We start from the raw sequence: 20,568 nt of genomic DNA on the forward strand, positions 1-20,568 counted from the left end.
GGGAAAAGTTAGATAATATTATGTTTAGTGTTTTTAATAAGGGTATATTAGGGAACTATTGGATCTAAAATTAAAATGGATATATTAAAGTCTTAAAATAGAAATATTTCATAAAGGTTTTTGTAAAAGAAAAATTTATATAGTATAGTCTTTCGATGTGAGATCAAATAATTGGTCTCACATTTGTTTTGTAGAAAATTTTTAATAATAAAATGAAAGAATAGGTTAGTTTTAATTGTAATAGGAAGTAGAGTTGAATGTAAATTTATGATTTTCTTGGGGGAGAGAAGGTGGTGACTAGCTTAATAAAATTATATTGCAAAAGGTAATTTAGGTAAAAGAACTAGAAGAATGGGAGTATAATAGTTGTTTATTTCTTATTATGTTAAAATATAGATATAAGTATTGTAAGCATTTAGGAATTTTTATAAAGTAAAGTTCATAATATTTACATAATAAAGAAGTTGGGAGTTAAAAGTATGGTTAATAACATAACTAAGTATTTTAGAAGTGCTTTAATTGCAAAGAATCAAGCTGTAATAGACTTTAAAAATTCAGACAATAAGTATGAAATTATTACTAGAGAAGAATTCTATAATGGAGTAATTAATTTAAATGTTATTAAAAAGTTAGTTGATAATAACAAAAAAAATAATAAGAATGATAACATAGAAGTGATAATAGTTCCTAAAACTATTAAAACACATTTTGAAAATAGTAGAAAAATAAACAATAATATTGATGAACTTACAGGTATATTATATGTACCTGCGATTATAAATTGCGAAGGTAAATTGAAAATTAATGATAAAAATGATAAATGGCCATGGATACCAAGAGAGTTTTTATCACCTATGTTAGAACCACAGTTAAGTTTAGGGGAAATTGATGATGTAGATAAATTTTTATCTACCACTACAGATAAAAGGGAAAAGCTACAAAGTTGGAGTGACTATATAAATTATATAAAGAATTTTTATAAAGAAGTAATTAAATATAATTTTGATGAAAATTGCATTAAAAAAGATGATTTAAAAATAATGTTTGAAGAAAGTATATATATTATTTTAGATAATACAGCAAATGCAACATTTAATATAGAACAATTATATAATGACATATTAATAAATAAAAAAAGTAAACCATTATATGAAAAATTTATTTCACCATGTATTGAAAGACCTAAAGAGTTAATACCAAATGATTCATATTTAAAAATGTTAGAACATAAAGGGCAAATGGGCGGAGAATATCCCTTAGCAGAATCACAGAGAGAGGCTATAAACCATTTTTCTGAACTAAAAGAAGGAGAAATATTAGCGGTAAGTGGTCCACCAGGCACAGGAAAAACCACATTATTACAATCTATTGTAGCAGATATGTATGTAAAAAATGCATTGGAGAAGAAGAAAGCACCTGTTATAGTAGCGTCTTCTACTAATAATCAAGCTGTTACAAACATTATAGATTCATTTGGTAGCATTACGCAAATAGGAATTAAAAATCTAGAGCAGCGTTGGATTGAAGATGTTAATAGTTTTGCTGTATATTTTCCATCAGGTAGTAAAAAAGATTATTCAGAAAAAAAAGGATATCAATGTACTAGTAATAAAGGCGATGGATTTTGTTTAAATATAGATTCAGATGAAAATCTTGAGAAATCTAAAGAAAAGATGATAGAAAATGTATCTAAATATTTTAATAAAGAAATTAATGATATAGATGAATGCAAGAAATTAATATATTCAGAACTTGTTGAAATTGATAAAGAAAAAAATAAGATTATATCAGATTTATATGAAATAAGAAGTATTATAAAAGAAAATACGGTAGAAGAATACATTAAAGTTTTAGAACAAGACATATTAAATTGCTCTAGTAAAGAAAAAGAATTGGAATATAAAAAGATAGAAAATAATAAACAAATATGTAAACATAGGAATAGAGTAAGTGAATGGAATAAAATATATATGAAAATTCCATGGTATATTAGATTATTAAAAGTATTTACTGTGTTTAGAGAGAAAATAATTAATAGGTTAAAAATATATATAAATTCAGATGAATATGAACTTTTAGGTGATTTTTTATCTTTAGATGAAATTATAGAGAAGTATGGAAAAGTAATAGAGAAGATTAATAGTAATAATTTAAAAATAGATCAAGAGATAAAACATAATGGAAAAATAGCAGAAAGTAAAAAGAATGAGAAGAATTATATACTAAAGCTAAGAAATCGTGTAAAGGAACAATTTATCTCCCTAAAAAAATATAATTGTGATATTTACTATACTAAAGATACTCAAAATATAGATGAATTTATAAAGCGTATTAATAAAGATTTAGAAGAGTGTTCTTTAGAAAAAATAAATGAATATATAGATACAAGAGTTAGATATATTGAGTTTTGGCTATCTGTTCATTACTATGAATGTAGATGGTTACTAAAAGAAGATTATATTACAGCTAATAAAAGAGGTAAAAATTTAGTTAATGTAATAGAATCTTTATATAGTAGACTAGCTATGATTTCACCATGTATGGTAATGACATTTTTTATGTTACCTAAGCAATTTAAAGTTTATTATTCAAATGAAAAGATAAGTAGTTACTTATATAATTTTATTGATCTTTTAATTGTAGATGAGGCAGGACAGGTTTCACCAGAAATTGCAGCAGCCTCTTTTGCATTAGCTAAAAAAGCAATAGTTGTTGGAGATGAGAAACAAATACCACCAGTTTGGGGGATTAGCAATGCTTTAGATAAATCATTAGCAATTAGAAATAATATATTAAATGAAGAAATCTCCTTTGAAAACTTATTAGAATTTGGTCAAAACTGTTCACAATCTAGTGTTATGAAGATTGCAGTTAATTCATGTCATTATGATAAGGAGGAGAAAGGGCTTTTTTTAAGTGAGCATAGAAGATGCTATAATGAAATAGTAGAATATTGCAATGAATTGGTCTATAATGGAAGACTTAAAGCGTGTAGAGGATTAGGTGAAAAAGATAAAAATTATCCATTGTATCAATATCCACATATGGGATATAAAAATATAGGAGTTAAGAATTCGGAGAAAAAGGGATGTAGTAGAATAAATTCAAAAGAAGCACAAGAAATAGCAGTGTGGTTATCAATTAATTATAGAAAAATAGTTGATTTATATAAGGAAAGAAATGCTAATATAAAAGATAATGAAATATTAGCAATAATAACACCTTTTAAGGCTCAAGTTAAAATTTTAAAAGAAAAGTTGAGAGATTGTTTAAAAGATGATGCAAAAAATATTGATGTAGGAACAGTTCATACATTTCAAGGAGCTGAAAGAAAAGTTATAATCTTATCCACAGTCTATGGTGAGAATGATGGATGCTTTTTTATAAATAAAAATGAGAGTTTAATGAATGTTGCTGTATCTAGAGCTAAAGATGCTTTTTGGATTTTTGGAGCTAGAAAGTGTTTGGATGAGAAGGGGAATAGCTCAAGTGCATTGCTCAAAAAATATGTTTATGAAGAAATAGAATAAAACAAGCTGATTAAATTTAGCGATGTTTTAGGTATAAAAAAGACCATCAAATTAGGAAAATCATAACTTGATAGTCTAATAAACCTTTACTAATATTTCACTTCAATATTATTATTGCTATATCTATATTATATATCTTTAATATCTATTTATAAATAAAAATTCAGTATGCTTTTTAAAACAGCGGTTGTATTAATTGAAAATTAAAAGGATTTTAGTTTTATGTATTTATTATTTTATCTTAACATCAATAAAAAGCACAGAAATGTAGATTTTTAACAAAAAATAGAAACAAAGTCTATGCTAAACATAAACTTATCTATGAAGAATTTTAAAATATCAAATTTTAAAACCCCTATGGGAACTTGAGAGGGACGAAGTCATCCTCTTGCTTTAATAGTGAGAGTAGTTTAGAAGTATGAAATCTATGACATAAGTCAATGATTTAAAAGAGTCATTGGCTTATGTTATAATTATTATAGTTATTAATGAGAAGAAAATTATTAGATTAATAAAGAGAGGAAATGAGATGAGAAGTTGTAATAAGCTTTCAGATTATCTAAAAAAGCTAGTTCATGAAATTTATCTGAATTAGCAGAGAGAATGTATAGAATAGATTTAAGGGATATAAACACATTTTTCAATAAGATAAGAAGAAAGATATCAATATTAGAAACACCTTTATCAGGATGAAGAGGGGAAGGGAAAGTTATATATATACTAATTTCAATCCTAAATATGATCAATACATGATAACTATTCTAAGAACATATTTAAACTACAAATTGGACCATTTGTTAGTTTTTATAAATGAATCATAAATATAATTTGCATCATTTACTACACTAGATTTAAAACCCATTACTTTTAATAGTTGTATTGCATTTTTTGTTGTTGATGGACCATATTTTAATTTATAATCAAAAAGTACATCATTATCTGTAATAGTTTCTCTAAAATGATAATTATCATATCCAGTTTTAATCATTTGTGTTAGTTCAATATCATGAGTTGCAACTAACATACGAGCCTTAGTTGTTTCAACATACTTTAATATTGATGCTGAAGCTGATACTCTCTCAATTGTATTAGTTCCCTTTAATATTTCGTCTACAAATGCTAAAATAGGAATATTGCTATTTAACGAATCTAATAATCTCTTTAAACTTTTTACTTCTGCAATAAAATAACTATCTCCTTCAAGAATATCATCTCTTATTGCCATTGATGTTATGACTTTAGAAAATCGATATCTATATTTAGAACATAATGCGGTATTTAAACTTTGTGCCATTATACAATTTAAAGCAACTGCTTTAATAAAAGTAGATTTACCAGAGGCGTTTGAGCCTGTAAAAATAATATTTTTATCTATAACTATTGAATTTTTTATTGGATTATCTATAAGGGGATGATAAATATTTTCTAACTCCATTATGTCTTCTTCTGTAAACTCTGGATTTACATATTCATCTATACTTTTCCTATAATAAGAAAGAGATAATGCAAAATCTAATTGAGCAATTAAGTCATAGATTAAATAAAGATATTTTTTATTTTCTTCTAATATTTTAGTTATACTTTGATATGCAATAATATCAACCATAAAAAACATTTTAACGTATTCAACAATAATCTCTAGATCAGATAGAAAGTTGGAACTGCTTTTACTTAAAGCAGAACTATATGTTTTTACTTTTTTAAGTTTAGTAAAATTATTTAATACATCTTCGATATCTAGCCTAAACTTTTTAAAATAATTATCTTTAATTTTACATAAATTTTGACATAAGTTAATATTATTTAGTAAATATACTATTATATTAAAATTATCTTCTAAATAAATTTTAGCACTTTGATAAAATAATATATTGGTACACATAAAAAATATTGTTCCTGCTATTCCTATAGTATCAGTGAAAAATATTAGTAAAATTGATATTACAAGACCAACTGCTAATAAAGGATATTTAAAATAGCCTGTTATTTTACTTAAATTAGGGTTGTAAATAAAATTAATAAATCTCTCATCATTGATTTTTCCAACTTTCATAAGTTCTAATTTAATGGAGCTTCTTAAAGAATCATTCTTAATAAAGCTATTTATTAAATTTTCAGTAATAGTCCATTTATTTTTGTCATAAGATACTTCCCTAAATTTATAATACAAATATGTTTCACCAAATGTGGTACTAGTATAATTTGTTCTTTTAAAAACATTATCCATATCAAGGTCATTCCAAGTTAATTCATCGATAGATTAATTAATATTTTCATTTTCTTTACGGGCTTTATAATATTGTTTAACAAAATTCATATCGAATTCTTCATAAAAATCTTTAGGATTTTTGCCAAACTCATTATGTATTCTATTTAACATATTAATTTTTCTTTTATAATTATTAAAGCAAATATATACCACTAATAATATTAATAGTAAAATAATTAATATCTCCATACTATGCCCCCTATTTAAATTGCTTTTTATATTTAATATTAAATAACTTTATTGAATTAATCACTAAATTCCTATCAGGTAGTTGAAAAATTAAACTAACTCATAATAACACAATTATTCGTTACTTATTTAATAATATATTAATATATACTTAAAATTGATTAAATAAATTACTTTTATTGAAATATATGTATGAAAAAACTCTAATAAATAAAAAGGATTTATTGTATTTTTATGTATTATTTGATATAGGATTTATTGTATTTTTATGTATTATTTGATATAGTATAAAAGAGTATTGAATTAAGAATAAAATGGTCACACAAGAAATAAAAACCTGTTAAAGAGGATTAAAAATTATGAAAAATATTTGTCTAAGATGCAATCAAATAGTAGATGATTCTATTTATTGCAGTAGTTGTGGGAAATTATTAAATAGTCAAATAAGTGAAAAAAAAGATGTTGCTGAAAATTATAGGTATAAGGAGATCAAAATAACTACTTGTAATATAAAATCAGAAATTAAATATAAAGATTTATTAAAAAATAAGTATAAATTTATAAAAGAGCCATTTTACATTGAAGAAGACAAAGAAGAAATATATTTTTATTTTAATGAAAGTGAAATTTCACTAAAAAAATATATAGAAAATAAAAAAATTTCATATCAAACTATAAAAATAATAATGAATAAATTAAATGATATATTTATTCATTTAGAAGAACAGAAATTAGTTGTAGATAATATAAATTTAGAAGATTTTTCTTTAGTAGACAATGATTTAAACACATTATATCTAAAAAGAAAAAGAAAATTTATAAGTTTAGAAAATAAAAATATAAATAATATTAAATATAATTATGGCAAAGATTTATTTATACCAGGAATAAATGAAGAAAATGTAAGCGATGAAATTGATCAATCAAGTAATGTTTATATATTAGGTAGTATTTTCATGGAGTTAATTTTCAATGGATTTAATTTAACTACCAAAGAAGAGTATGACTACTATTTATATAATTTATCATTGTTTAGAAAAGATATAAATGTAAAGTTCCATGATTTTATTCATAAATCAATAAATATTTTTAAAGAATTGAGATTTAAAAATGTTAAGGAATTTAAAGAATGTTTTGATTATATTATAAATCAAGAAAATAATAATATAACAGAAAGTTTGATAATTGAGTATTCTGCAGCAACAGATGTAGGTAAAGGTAAACTTAAAAAGTCTATAGCGAAATTAGGTTTAACAACCAGCGAAATAGAAAATATAAATGAAGATGACTTTAATCAAGATAGTTACTACACAGATGTTAGTAATAACACTTATATATTTTCAGTTGCAGATGGAGTATCAACAGCAGACTATGGAAATGGAAAAGAAGCTAGCACTATTTTAAAAAATAATATTATAGATGCATGGGAAGAATTTAAGGAACATTTAAAAGATGAAGATTCAATAAAAGAATTTTTAGAGGAAGTTATAACACAAACAAATAATGAAATAGTAAATAATGTTAAAGGAACTATAAAATATAAAGAGGAAGGCAAAGGAAACTCAATCATGGCCTCTACTTTAGTTTTAGGTATCGTAATAGAAAATACATTATATTATGTATCTATTGGTGATAGCAAAATATTTATATATAACGAAATTGAAGGACTGAATATACTAAATTATGAGGACAATCATGGCAATTACAAACTGGTAAAAGGCGATGAATGGATTAGCTACCGAAATGGTAACGATAATGATTTATTAATAAAGTATATTGGGGGAGGAGATATATTAAATCATAAAGTTGTCCCCAAAAAAGTCCCAATAAGCATAAGTAAGATAAAGTTACAAGTAAATGATATCCTAATTTTTTGTTCTGATGGAGTAACAGATTATTTAAATTCTATAGCATATTCAAATGATTTGTGGAAACAAGATGAAAAATTAAAAAATATTTTAATAAATAATAAATGTAATAGTTTATCTAAATTCAATGAAGAAGTTTTATTAGAAGCTAATTCAAATGGTGGAGGGGATAATATTACAATAATAACCGCAAAAATTGTTAATTCAATTTAATATATAAACAAATGGAGGTAATCATATTATGGCAGGAGAGTTAATTATTAATTCTGAAGTTAATACACCTTATTTATTAGCTGATGGAAAAGAAAAAGAAATAAAAATTCAACTAGATATTTTTCCAAGTGATGAAGTTAGAAATACTTTTAGTGGAAGAGGATTCAACAATAATGGAGTAGATTTATGTCTAGTGTTAGATACAAGTGAATCTATGACATATGTAGTAAACGAAAAAGATATTGTAAGAACAGGAAGATTTGGATACTCAGAAGGAAGAAGAATCGAGTATGTTGAAAATGGAATAAGTAGATTCAAAGTTGCAATAAAAGCATGTGAGCACTTAATTAATACTGTTAGGCCACAAGATAACATAAGTTTAATTGTGTATAACGATAATCCGACTGTAGTTTTTAAAAATATAGCAGGATACAATAAAGAAATTATGTTAAATGCACTAAAGACTATTAAAGTTGAAGGGAATACAAATATTTCATCAGCAATATTTAGTGCAAGAAAATTACTTTCTAGTAATAATAATGATAAAATTAAAAAAATTATTTTCTTAACAGATGGGGTTCCAACTTGTGATACAGAGGAATCAGCTATAAGAGAAGCTAGTTACTTAGCTTATGACAATATATCTATAGATTGTTTAGGAATAGGAAACGGAATAAGATATTCACTTTTAGAAAATTTAGCAAAACAAACTAATGGAAGAACAGACATTATAAAAAAGGAAGCACAAGCTAAAGAAGTATTTGAAAGATTATTTGAAAATGCTAAAGACGTAATTATAAATGATGTTAAAGTTCAAATTAAGAATGTAGCTGGAAATGTTAGAATCACCGATCACTATACAGCTACTCCAGAAAAGAAATACTTAGGTAAAGCTAAGCTAGGACTTAGTAGAAGCATGAGTTTAAATATAGGACAAGTAGAGAAAGATCAATTATATAGATATTATTTATTAGGTTCTATAACTGTACCAATTCAAAGAAACGGATACGTAAAAGTAATGGATGTAGAAATACAATATAGAATTCCAGCTATATATGGGAATCAAGTATTTACAGTAACAAAAACTATAGAATTAGAATTTGGAACTATGTTTGAAAGAAGTAGAGAAATTGTCGGGGATGTAGAAAAAGGATTTAGAGGAGTAATAGTTAAGAGATTAGAAGATGAACTAGAAGAATATTATAATACAAAAAATCATGCTAAAGTCGTAAATACATTTAATGAGATAATTAGAGTATATACTGAATTAGGGAATATAGATTTAATTAGAAAATATAGTAAGCAATTAGATTCATACAATGAATCAAACAAAATAGATATGCAACAACTAAATGAAAATAGAAATACTAGTTCTAAAGCTGATGATGCAGGGGCATTAGAGCGTGACCTAGATACAGAAGAGTTATTCAACTTAATATAAAAGAGAGGTATTAAATAGATGGTATTAAGAAAAAAATGCATAAAAGCTTCACATCAAAGAATCTATAAAGAGGGTGAAGCTGGATTTGATGAAAATTTTTGTGTAATATGTGGTGCTCCATTAATAGAATACGAGGAAGTTGAAGAGTTCAATCTAGAAAAATATAAAGAAGATTTAGATAAAACTAATCAAGAAAACAGCGAAATGCCTAATAGTGACCATAAAGTACAAGAAAGCGTAAACAATGAAAAAGTATATTATATAACAGAAAATAATAATATAAGATTTTATGAAATTCATGGAAATCCTATTGAAATAGAAGAAGTAGAAGATACTTTTATCGGAGAGCCAAGAGTTTTAATATACAAAAAAGATAAAATAGTAAAAATAATACCTATAACTTACGATGAAACTCTAATAGGAAGAAAAAGTTTAAATGCTGATCCAGAAATTGATTTAAGTTTTATGGATGAAGAAAGATATACTAGTAGAAAACATGCATTGATTTATATAAAAGATCAAAGTTTCTATATAAAAAGATTATCTGTCAAAAATTCATTACATGTCAATTTAACTGCAGTTACTGATGAGGACATCAAACTAAATAACGAAGACATGATAGTATTAAGTAGAAAATTTGCATTAGAATTTAGGATGTAAAATATAGGAGAATCATATGTGGATATGCGAAAGAGATATTTATAAAAATAGTCAGACTTTTTATAGAAAAACTGAAGATGGAGAAGATAAAATCGTCGCACCTATAAAAATATCAAATGGAAGATATGAAATCATAGATATTTTATCTGTTTCTGGGGGTTACGGAATAATATACAAAGCTATTGATAAAAGACTTATGAATAGACAGGTATTAATTAAAGCAAGAAGATATGACAATGTACCAGGGCTATTTAGCTATGCAGTAGATAGTAGCAGAAAAAAGACAATAGAGGATATTAGAAGAGAAGTTAAATTTGAAGTTCGTTGTTTAACAGCATTTAAAAATTTAAGTGAAAGCAGAATGCCTAATTTAAATTCAATAGTATGCGATTTTTCACCTACTTTATACGGGCCACATAGAGCAAGTAATGGAGAACTTTTTATCTGTGACGATAAAGAAATTTATGAAGAAGAACCTTATATAGTAATGCAAATGATTGAAGGTGAAAATCTAGGCGAATATGTTTCAAAAGGACTAGACAATGTGCTAAAAGACAGAGGATATAAGTCAGTTTCACAATGGGAAATAGCAGTTTTACAATATGGTTTACAACTTGCATCTTTACTAAAGCATTTCCATGAGCCAAGAGAAACTAAACTATCAGGATACTCTAAACAGTATTTTATCTATCAAGATTTAAAACCAGAAAATATTATGATTACAGATAAGATATTTATTACCTTGTTAGATTTCGGAGGTATGACAGCCATTTTAGTTAAGGAAAATGGCGAAACTATAAGTAATATTAAAAATGCTGGTAAAGCTGGTGTAGGTACTTTTGGATACAAGGCTCCAGAACTTACTAAAGGTAGTAAGGCATTAGGAAATCTAGATAATAGAGTAGATATGTATTCTTTTGGTGCAACACTATATCATTTATTAACTTGTGAACCATTAAGCAAGGTTCTAAAAGATGAAAATGATATTATACCAGTAGAAAATCTAAAAAAGCTAGGTTATACTGATGAAACTTATAATTATATAAAGAAATGTTTAGAACAAGATAGAGTAAATAGATTTGAAAAAATGGACGATGCTAAGCGTGAAATTTTTGATATTTTAAAAGTAATAAAAAATAATAGTATAAAGTAGGTAAGTTATGTTATGAAGTTTTCTATATATATAGACTACGCAAGTCTATTTATTAGTACAAAAAATATATATAAATTTAAATCATGCGATGAAATTGAAAATTATATTTATAAAGCAGTAACCGCAATTGAAGAATTTATTAAAATATATTTTAAGAATACTCAAATACAAATATTAGAGAAAAAGGCATTTATTTTACCGGATAAAGCTTTTGGTTTTCCTGAGGATACATTAGGGAGAAGGGGTATTAATTGCATAAGAGTAGATGATGAACTTAAAAAAAGTTTTTATAAGAAAAAACTAAATTTAAGTAGAAAAGATGATCCAGAATTAATTAGAGAAGCAGCTAAAGACATATTAGAGAAAAAGTTATCAGGAATAATTGTCATATCAAACGATTATGATTTCAAAAGTTTGGCTAAAATGACTACTAATCATGGAATATACTTCTGTTGCGCAGTTAATGAAGGCAAAGGAGTTACTATAAATAGAGATTTTAAAAAACAATGCGATATTTATATAAGAATTGCAGAGATATTAAAAAATAATAAATTAGAGATTGAAGATATAACTAAACATGATTCTACAGAATTGGTTTCTGGAAGAAGAATTGAGATATATAAAGATAAAAAATTAATTAAAAATTACCCAGTTGTAAGCGGAAAGCAAATGACAATAGGGAGATGTAGTATAAGTAGAGGAATATACCCAAGCATTGACTTAGATGCTTTCGATGAAGAAAAAATTATATCAAGAGAACATGGAATAATCGATGTTCGTGGAAATGAAGTTATGTACGTTGTACATGAAAATTGTAGCAGAGGGACATGGTATAACCTAAAAGCTAAGAAAAAAGGAGATAGATTTTTATTAAGCCCTAATGTTCCTATGGTATTAGGAAGCTCAAAAGGATTTGTTTTATTTTATAGAGATAGGTAGGTGTGGATAATGGATTTTAAGTTTGTGTGTGGAGAGCCTATTCATTTAGAATCATCAAATGAATTGACAAATGACAAAAGATGGACCTTAATGTTACCTGAACAAATAGAAGATAAAACTTTAGGTAAGTTTAAATGGTTCCATAGTGTCATGAAGAGAAGAGAAGATATAAGAACAAGGTTATTTTTAGCAAATGATAAACAAGTTAATAGAACTGTTATTGCAAAGGTTGTTGAGTATAGACTAGATGAAATAAGAGATGATAAAAAAGTACTAGAAAAAAGAAATGTACTTTTACATCAACTAGAAATATTAAACGATATAAATACGCCTTTATTACCAGAGCCGTTAGATTGGTTTACAGTTATAAATTCAGTAGATGGAATCCCAGACCATTTAGTAAATAGTGAACCAGTTTTAATTTTAGATTATATACCAGGACGAATATTATCTTGGCATATAGATGAGGGAAAACTTAAATATCAAAATAAAGATGAAGTAAATATTCCTAAAGTAGCAAGAATAGCCAATTATATATTGGCATTTTTAAAAACATTAGATGATAAAGGGTATGCATATGTTGGATTATGTCCAGAACACATTGTTTTATTAAATGATGATGTACCTAGATTCGTTGGGTTAGGGAGAATATGTAAATTAGATGAAGAGGGATTTATAGATGAAAGTCATATAAATTCAGATAGAACAGTAGCCGGATACTGTGCTCCTGAGAGAAATGACTATGTAGGTTATTCTTTAAGAAATAAAGCTACAGGAAGACAAGTAGGAGCATTTGCTTTGGGTGCAATAATTCATCAAATGTTGTTCGGAAGCTCAGAAATATCAATAAATATGATGAAAAAAGGTTCTTTATATTATCCAAATGGAATAAGCGAAGAAAAAATTTGTAATTTGAATAACGGTAATAACGCATACAAAATAAAAATGTTACACGATTTAATACAAAATCTATGTAATCATGACGTTAATAAAAGATTAACTAATTATGATGCTATAGAGCAAAAGTTAGCAAGATTAAGTGGGGTAGAGACGAGTCCTAGAAGAGATAAAAAAGAAAAATTTAACGTAAGAGAAAAAGGCTTTGTTAAGTGGTTTAATAAAAAAGATATGTACGGATATCTATCAACATTTAATGGAGAAGAATATAGATTTACATCAAATTCAGTTAAATTTTTAGAAGAACACGAATTAGAAAAATTAATTGCAGGCCAAAAAATTACTTTTGAGATATCAAAAAGAGAAATGGACGGAAAAATTTTCATTAAAAAAGTTAGAATTTATAACGAAGATGATGAGTTTAAATATTCAAATAACTTTAGAATCAATAATAGTTATAAGAATGAACAAAATTTTGAATTTTCTAAGACAGAAAGAATTAAATCAGAAGAAAAATATGAAAATTTAAATAATAATCCTATAAAAAGACCTATTATAAATGATTCTAATAAAGATAAAAATCAAAATCAAAATCCAATAAATGATATGTTAAGCAGAATAAGAAATATGCTAAAGAATATGTAATAAGGAGAGAATAAAATGGCAATAGATTATAATCAATCAGATATATTTTCAGGTGAACTTAAACACGGAGGAGATATTACAGCAAAAGAAAATCTAATATTAACTGAAACAAATGTAATTTCAATTTTCTCAATAGATTTTGGAAGAGATTTAACTAATTATGAAGTTATATTAAACGATGTGCATGAAAATCATATTATAGAAACTAAATTCATTAAAGTACCTGATAATAGATACTTTAAAGAAGATGGTACACCAATTGCATATATAACTGAAAAAGCTATAAATATGAAAACATTAGGTAATAATTCAGGATTATTTACTGTGTATATACCTGTATTAGGATATACATCTAATATATATATACAAAATCAGTTTGCAGATGTCGTAGATGAAGAACATATATGTTGTAACGAAGAAGCGGTATTAAGTGAGGAACTTTCAGATGAAGCTCTTCAAGAATTATATAATAACAATAGATTATCAGAAGATGAAATAGGTACGTTTGCTACAGCAGTTGCAGTAGAAGATGAAATTAAAAGCACAGATGAATTTACTTATACAGATGAATTTACTTATACAGATGAATTTACTTATACAGGCAAATTTAGTAAAAGCAAAACAGAAGATACAATTGAAGATAAAATAAAATATATTACTTTAGCCTTCATGGAGGCTCATTCAGTAAATATAAATTTAAGTGATTTTATTGTTGAAAATCCAGAATTAAATTCAAATATAATAATAGAGAAAATTAAAAATAGATATTATGCAACAATTTGTGGAATAGGATTTAAGAATTTCAAAATGTTAGATGGAGATAACAACTATTTCATATTCGAAGATGGTCCAATAGCATTTTTAAATAAAATTAAAAATAGATTACAAACTATGTATTCTATGGCTTATGAAGATATGCAAGCATTAAAAGTTACTTTAATAGTAGATTCAGAGGTTGAAATAATTGATGAAGATCAAAGTGAAAAATATGAGGAATTATTAGGACTAACTATCTATAGAAGAGAAGACTTCGTAAAGCTTATAAATAAAAAAGGTATAAATACCATAACTATATCTAAAAAGAATATTAATATATCTTATATAAATGAAAATTCAAGAAAACTAGATCTTACAGCAGATTTATCTGGACTATTAGGTGCAAAAGAATTTATTAATAATTTATCAGTTAAGTTAAATGAAGACATACTTGTGATTGATGAAACATCAGAAGAAACTAACTATACTTGTTTAACTGACATTTTATTATAAAATTTAATTTTAATAATCAAAAGAGGTCTATACTATTAATTTATAAAAAACCTCTTTTGATTAAATATTTAAATATAAACTTAATAAGGAGAAGTAGGTTAAAAGCTTACAAAGGAAAATGAAAGAAATAAACAATAAAATAGAAATATACTTAAATACAGCAATACAAAGTGATGAAGTAATATTAGTAAATGCTTGCTTAAAAGAAGTATACAAAATAATATTAGAAAAAATATATAACAGTAATGGAAACGTAAATTTTGATAAAAGTAATATACTGAATTCTTATAAAAATTCAAATTTGAGTTTTTTATTAGAAGAAGAAATAAATTTAAAAGCATATAAGTATGATTTTAATAAAATAATAGAAAACTTAAATCACGAAAGCATAAATAATTATTTCCCATTTAGTAATGAAAAGAGTGCTATAGAATCTAAAGCTTTAGCAATTGAATTAATAGTTAATTTAATTGAATGCTCGGAAAATTTAAAAGCATATTATGTAAAAATAGAAAATAATACAATAAAAGAAGATAAAGTGTATACATATGAAGATAGTTATGAAGCAGCAACGATCGAAGCATCATATGATGAAGATAATAATATATATACTACAGTCGAGAATTTAGATAGTGATTACGAAAACAATAAGGATTGTATGGAACCAGAAGACTTTAAACATTTCTATAACAATGAAAAATCAACAGACAATGTAGAAAGCCATTCTCCAATACATTACGGTTCAAGTATTTCTGTAAGAATAGAGAGTAATCCATTCAAACAAGAAAATAAATTTTATGTAAATGATATACCATATTTTAAAATTTTAAAGAAAAAATATAGAAATAGCGATATATCAGGTTTAAAACAAGAATTTATAAGTGATTTAAATAATGTAGCTTTAGAATTTAACGCTTCAGAAATAAATATAATTTTCGAAGGAAGTAAATATGATTTTGAAGATTTAAATGCACTAGTTGAAGAATTTAATAAGAATAATGTAAAGAATATAAATTTAACTCCAGGTACTTTAATTTATGATTTAAATAGAGTAAAAGAATTAAAGCAATTGAGATATCTGATAGAAAACAGCGACGTAGATGCCATTAAAGATCCTAAAATGCTTGAATATTTTGATATGTATTTAGAAGAAAATAATTCAGTATGTGTGCTTGCAACAATGAGTGCTGGAAAATCAACATTAATTAATGCTTTACTTGGGAATAAATTAATGCCTTCTAAAAATGAAGCATGTACAGCTAAAATAATGCATTTAAAAAATAACAACGAATCTACTACATTTGTAGATGAAAAAGGTAATACTGTATCAAATGAATTATTAAAAACTATAAATGGTGATTCTGATAAAGATATACATATATATCTAGAAGGGCCTATAAGAAACTTTAGTGATGTTGATAATTTTGAAATTATAGATACACCTGGTCCTAACAATTACAGAGATAAAAGTCATAAGCAAATAACTTATAATTTCATAAAGAGTGACAAGAAACACATGATAATAGTAGTTTTAGATGGACTAAAATTAATGACTACAGATGAAGCTGATTTTATATCTAAAATTGCAAGAGAACAAGGCGAAGATGGTAAGATTGATAGTGATAGATTTTTATTTGTTATAAATAAAGCTGATAGATTCTCTAGCGATGACAATGAAGAAATATCAATGAAAAGAGATGCAATTTCAATGCTAAAGTCATATGGAATTGAAAATCCGAAAATTCATTTAGTTTCTGCACATAATGGATTGCTTTCTAAATTAGAACAAAACAATATGAAAATAAGTGAATGGGAAGAAGATGAATTAGATATAATCAAAAAAAGAGCTAAAAGAGGAGTATATAAATTCCACGAGCTATCAGACTTATCTCCTTCTGTTAAAAATAAAATCAATAATCTTATTCAGGAGTATACAAAAAATGAAGATTATTTAAATTTAGCTATAGCTACATCAGGTATATTAGCCTTAGAATTAACTATAAAAGAATATATGAATAAATATAAAAATATAAGAAAAGTTAAAAATATAGTTAAGGTTTGTAAGAATACCATTGATAAAAATGACTTAATGAATGATATTAAGAGTATTATATCTTCAAATATTAAGGAAAAAGAAGCTTTGCAAAAAAGTATTAACTGTTTAAAGGGTAAAATAAACAATGATAAAAAAATAAATGATTTAAGAGATGAGATACATTCAATTAAGTTTGGTGATAGCTTAGCTCCCATTGAAAGAAGTATAAATATAGAATTTCAAAAGTTCAAAAAAGAGGTAGATAAACTTCCAATAGAAACAGTTAACGGTAAAAAATTGGTTAATACCCGAAAAGCTAATGAATGTATAGAAAAACTTCAAAATAAATACGAAGATTTAAGAGCTGATTTAATATCTGAATTAGGTAAAAGTATAAAGAAAGATGTCACTAATGTCATAGACAACACTATTAGTAAATATAAAAAATATATAAGTTCACTATGTGAAGATATTAAATATAACAAAGAAGTAAGTATAAGTAAATTTATAGATGCATCAAGTCCAGATTTTATGACCTTAGCTAAAAATTGCGTAATTCAAGAAACTTTAGAAAAGGTAAAAACAATCGAAAATCCTGAGAAGAAAGGTTTATTTGGAATATTTAAGTTCTGGGAACCGAAATATATAGATATAACAACATATCATAATAAAAAAGGAATGGAGCTAAGTAATATTTTAAAATTTATATCTGATGCCAGAGAAGATCTTCATAAGTTATATGCTCAAATAAAGGAAACAAGAGATAATGCTAAACAAAAGTGTATCCATGAAATAAATATACAAATTAATGATTTTAATAAAAAAATCAAATACGATTTAGATAGATTATCTGATTTAAGAAGCGATATAAATGAAAAAAATAATACAATATTAGAAGCTGAAAAAGAAATGAAGAGAAAAATAGCTGTTATAAAAAATATTAAACAAAAATTAGATAATGTAATGCTAACATAAGGAGGCGTTTTATAAATTGGATAAAGAAATGCAAGAAATATATGATCGACTAAAAATGTGTGTAGAATTAAAAAATATCTCAGGAGCTCGTGGTATATTTGATACTATACTTTTATTTTACGGTAAGGAAGTTGAATTTATAAATGTTTGTATTAAATTATGTAATTCTTTAGAAGGCTTTTTTGAAGAATTTGATAACGAAGAATTAATATATGAACCTTCTTTATGGACGCAAGAATATTTAGAGAATTTACAAGCATCTATTCCAGGAAATTATTCAAAGGAGAGAATAAACTTATTAATACAAATAAATAAGTATATTGAATTGCTTCTTGAAGGAAATATTGAAGAAAATAATACTTTTAAGGTGAATAGTGATTCAAATGAAGAAAAAAGTACTAATAGAATAGCTAATATAATAGTAGAAGAGGGTGAAAATAAAAAAGAAGAGGAAAAAGTAGAACTTCATACTATGTATACTACATATAATGCATCTAAAACTAAAAATAAAATTGATAAAAAAGCAGGTAAAGATGTAAATTTTATGAAAGCAACAGGGATAATAGCACTTCTATCAGCAGTAACGCTACTAACTTTATCTCTGTTGCGAAAAAAGGAATAAGTAATGTATTTAATAGTAATAAACGTAAATATGGTGATTACTTCTATAAAAGTAAAAGCATAAAAGCTTCAGATAATATATATAGTATAAAAAAAATACTTCGAGAAAATGATAATTACAGTAAAGTAAACAAGTATATTAATACTCAATATGTAGAAGAACATATATATGATGAACCATATAGTATGATTTGTTTTTTAAGAAATAAATTTAATAAAATTATGGAAGAATTATTTGAAGTAAATAATAAAGAATATTGTAGTAATCAATTATTAACTATAGATCAGTTTATTAGTAATATAGAAAGTGATTTAAAAGAAGATATTGGCGAAATTAATATTATGTTCGGATTAACACCTTTCACAAGAATTATTACATTTAATGATGCAAAAGAAATATACGAAAAATTTATAATAATATTATTAAAAATAGAAAAATATTATTAAAAATAAGGAGCTGTATCAGATTGAATTAATAAATTCAATCTGAATACGGCTCCTTTTTTGTTAGATAGAATTTTATACAATAAATTTTATGTAAATATATTCATTAATTTTGTTTTTTTACATGACAAAAAGAAGGTTGGATGCCTTCTGGTATAATTTTACTATAAAGTTTTTATTATGCACCTTTCGGCTCGTGCAACAGCTCACCGTTTCGACCTTGTAAAGTTTTATTGTGCAATTTATTAACATTATAGGCAAATGCCATTATTAATAATTCTATTCTGACTTTCTTATTCCTCTCATTAAAAATCTTCTAAATCCATAATCTTGTTTAATTACTGCAAATGCGCCTTCAACTTGAATAGATCTATTTATTCTTAAACGTATACCTTCTTCAGTTGTTATATTAGCTAATGATTCAGATCTCAACCTTAAAAATTCTTTAGGAACATGTAATTGCCTATTATTCTTAGCTTTTGTGCATTTATTTTTATATTCACAACCTAGACAGCTTTCGCATTCGTAGATATTTACTATTGATTTAAAGTTTGATTTTGATTTTCTTGTAGTAGATCCTTTAGGAAGTAACTTCTTACCAGCAGCACAAATATAATAATCATATTCTGCGTTATATTGCATATTTTCTCTTTTACTAATATCATTTTTAAACTTCTTAGTTTTTTATTTTTCATATATTTGAGGCTTAATGAACGCTTTTTGGTTATTATTTTCTAAATATGTATAGTTTTCTTCACTTTCGTATCCTGCGTCAGCAGTTATAGATTTATATTTTTTATTTAAGTTCTTTTCTAACTTATCTAAAAATGGTATAAAGGTAAGTTGATCTGATCTTTCGCTTGATATATCTATTCCAACTATATATTCACCTTCTACCCCTATTTGAACATTATATGCTGGTTTTAACTGACCATTTTTCATATGATCCTCTTTCATATGCATGAAAGTAGCGTCATGATCGGTTTTTGAGAAACTGTTTCTTCCATTAAAAATTTTATTGTATTCATCATATTTACTTTGCTTTTCTATAAAATCATTAATTAATTCGGTATATTTTTGAAGTTTACTTTTTCTTTTGCCTTTTCCATATACAAAATCTAGGCCTTCTTTTTCTTTAATTTCAGTAAGCTTATCTTTTACCGCTAATGCATATTCAATTGAAATCTTTTCATCAGGTTGGTGTTAGTATAAAGTAGTGGACACATTAAGTAGAACTAAGTAAAATTATATTTAATTAAGAAAGGATGTGTCCATTATGGGTAAGGGCAGAAGATACGATCAAGAATATAAAGATATGATAGTAGACTTATTTAAATCAGGAATGTAAATGATAATATAACAATGAATAGAAAATGGAAAATAAAAATGTACAAAAATGATCATTAGTTATATCCTATTT

13 protein-coding genes and 1 pseudogene are annotated in these 20,568 nt (G+C 25.1%); 11 read left to right on the plus strand and 3 right to left on the minus strand.

Annotated elements, in window-relative coordinates; all coding sequences use genetic code 11:
* Positions 1-479 precede the first annotated feature (479 nt).
* The gene (locus I2E98_RS13575) at positions 480-3,530 is read left to right on the plus strand and encodes an AAA domain-containing protein (RefSeq protein ID WP_195469431.1); all 3,051 of its coding nucleotides are present in this window, start codon (positions 480-482) and stop codon (positions 3,528-3,530) included.
* Positions 3,531-4,308: 778 nt separating this feature from the next.
* Here I2E98_RS13575 and I2E98_RS13580 read toward each other — a convergent pair.
* Positions 4,309-5,757, minus strand: coding sequence for a DNA mismatch repair protein MutS (locus tag I2E98_RS13580; RefSeq protein ID WP_243251163.1), 1,449 nt, complete (start codon positions 5,755-5,757; stop codon positions 4,309-4,311).
* 33 nt (positions 5,758-5,790) lie between these two features.
* Positions 5,791-5,988, minus strand: coding sequence for a hypothetical protein (locus tag I2E98_RS16105; protein ID WP_243251165.1), 198 nt, complete (start codon positions 5,986-5,988; stop codon positions 5,791-5,793).
* A 359-nt stretch (positions 5,989-6,347) separates the two neighbouring features.
* On the opposite strand from I2E98_RS16105, the gene I2E98_RS13585 reads away from it, so the two are divergent.
* The 10 genes from I2E98_RS13585 (at position 6,348) to I2E98_RS13630 (ending at position 19,151) form a co-directional block, all read left to right on the plus strand.
* Positions 6,348-8,069, plus strand: a complete 1,722-nt coding sequence (locus tag I2E98_RS13585) for a PP2C family protein-serine/threonine phosphatase (protein WP_195469432.1) — start codon at positions 6,348-6,350, stop codon at positions 8,067-8,069.
* A 28-nt stretch (positions 8,070-8,097) separates the two neighbouring features.
* On the plus strand, positions 8,098-9,510 hold the full coding sequence (locus I2E98_RS13590) for a VWA domain-containing protein (protein WP_195469433.1): 1,413 nt from the start codon (positions 8,098-8,100) through the stop codon (positions 9,508-9,510).
* 18 nt (positions 9,511-9,528) lie between these two features.
* Positions 9,529-10,170 (plus strand): FHA domain-containing protein, encoded by a 642-nt coding sequence (locus I2E98_RS13595; RefSeq protein ID WP_195469434.1) that lies wholly within the window; start codon positions 9,529-9,531, stop codon positions 10,168-10,170.
* Positions 10,171-10,186: 16 nt separating this feature from the next.
* Complete coding sequence (locus I2E98_RS13600) at positions 10,187-11,323, plus strand: protein kinase (RefSeq protein WP_195469435.1); 1,137 nt, start codon at positions 10,187-10,189, stop codon at positions 11,321-11,323.
* Positions 11,324-11,335: 12 nt separating this feature from the next.
* Positions 11,336-12,262, plus strand: a complete 927-nt coding sequence (locus tag I2E98_RS13605) for an FHA domain-containing protein (RefSeq protein ID WP_195469436.1) — start codon at positions 11,336-11,338, stop codon at positions 12,260-12,262.
* A gap of 9 nt (positions 12,263-12,271) precedes the next feature.
* The gene (locus tag I2E98_RS13610) at positions 12,272-13,804 is read left to right on the plus strand and encodes a hypothetical protein (protein WP_195469437.1); all 1,533 of its coding nucleotides are present in this window, start codon (positions 12,272-12,274) and stop codon (positions 13,802-13,804) included.
* Between the two features lie 15 nt (positions 13,805-13,819).
* Entirely contained in the window at positions 13,820-15,073 is a 1,254-nt protein-coding gene (locus I2E98_RS13615; RefSeq protein ID WP_195469438.1) for a hypothetical protein, read from the plus strand.
* A gap of 118 nt (positions 15,074-15,191) precedes the next feature.
* The gene (locus I2E98_RS13620) at positions 15,192-18,083 is read left to right on the plus strand and encodes a dynamin family protein (protein ID WP_195469439.1); all 2,892 of its coding nucleotides are present in this window, start codon (positions 15,192-15,194) and stop codon (positions 18,081-18,083) included.
* A gap of 16 nt (positions 18,084-18,099) precedes the next feature.
* Complete coding sequence (locus I2E98_RS13625) at positions 18,100-18,705, plus strand: hypothetical protein (RefSeq protein ID WP_195469440.1); 606 nt, start codon at positions 18,100-18,102, stop codon at positions 18,703-18,705.
* A 185-nt stretch (positions 18,706-18,890) separates the two neighbouring features.
* A complete protein-coding gene (locus tag I2E98_RS13630) occupies positions 18,891-19,151 on the plus strand; it encodes a hypothetical protein (RefSeq protein WP_195469441.1) in 261 nt (86 codons plus the stop codon).
* A 175-nt stretch (positions 19,152-19,326) separates the two neighbouring features.
* Here the strand turns inward: I2E98_RS13630 and I2E98_RS13635 are convergent.
* Positions 19,327-20,342, minus strand: a pseudogene (locus I2E98_RS13635) (transposase); the annotation flags it as partial.
* Between the last annotated feature and the right edge of the window lie 226 nt (positions 20,343-20,568).

It is taken from the genome of Clostridium sp. D43t1_170807_H7 (assembly GCF_015555905.1).
Taxonomy (GTDB): Bacteria; Bacillota; Clostridia; order Clostridiales; family Clostridiaceae; genus Clostridium.

Excerpts from the sequence above, each read along its gene's own strand:
- I2E98_RS13590 (WP_195469433.1), top strand. The coding sequence starts at position 8,098 with ATGGCAGGAGAGTTAATTATTAATTCTGAAGTTAATACACCTTATTTA.
- I2E98_RS16105 (WP_243251165.1), bottom strand. The coding sequence starts at position 5,988 with ATGGAGATATTAATTATTTTACTATTAATATTATTAGTGGTATATATT.
- I2E98_RS13580 (WP_243251163.1), bottom strand. The coding sequence starts at position 5,757 with ATGGATAATGTTTTTAAAAGAACAAATTATACTAGTACCACATTTGGT.
- I2E98_RS13620 (WP_195469439.1), top strand. The coding sequence starts at position 15,192 with ATGAAAGAAATAAACAATAAAATAGAAATATACTTAAATACAGCAATA.
- I2E98_RS13600 (WP_195469435.1), top strand. The coding sequence starts at position 10,187 with ATGTGGATATGCGAAAGAGATATTTATAAAAATAGTCAGACTTTTTAT.
- I2E98_RS13630 (WP_195469441.1), top strand. The coding sequence starts at position 18,891 with ATGATTTGTTTTTTAAGAAATAAATTTAATAAAATTATGGAAGAATTA.
- I2E98_RS13610 (WP_195469437.1), top strand. The coding sequence starts at position 12,272 with ATGGATTTTAAGTTTGTGTGTGGAGAGCCTATTCATTTAGAATCATCA.
- I2E98_RS13575 (WP_195469431.1), top strand. The coding sequence starts at position 480 with ATGGTTAATAACATAACTAAGTATTTTAGAAGTGCTTTAATTGCAAAG.
- I2E98_RS13595 (WP_195469434.1), top strand. The coding sequence starts at position 9,529 with ATGGTATTAAGAAAAAAATGCATAAAAGCTTCACATCAAAGAATCTAT.
- I2E98_RS13585 (WP_195469432.1), top strand. The coding sequence starts at position 6,348 with ATGAAAAATATTTGTCTAAGATGCAATCAAATAGTAGATGATTCTATT.
- I2E98_RS13615 (WP_195469438.1), top strand. The coding sequence starts at position 13,820 with ATGGCAATAGATTATAATCAATCAGATATATTTTCAGGTGAACTTAAA.
- I2E98_RS13605 (WP_195469436.1), top strand. The coding sequence starts at position 11,336 with ATGAAGTTTTCTATATATATAGACTACGCAAGTCTATTTATTAGTACA.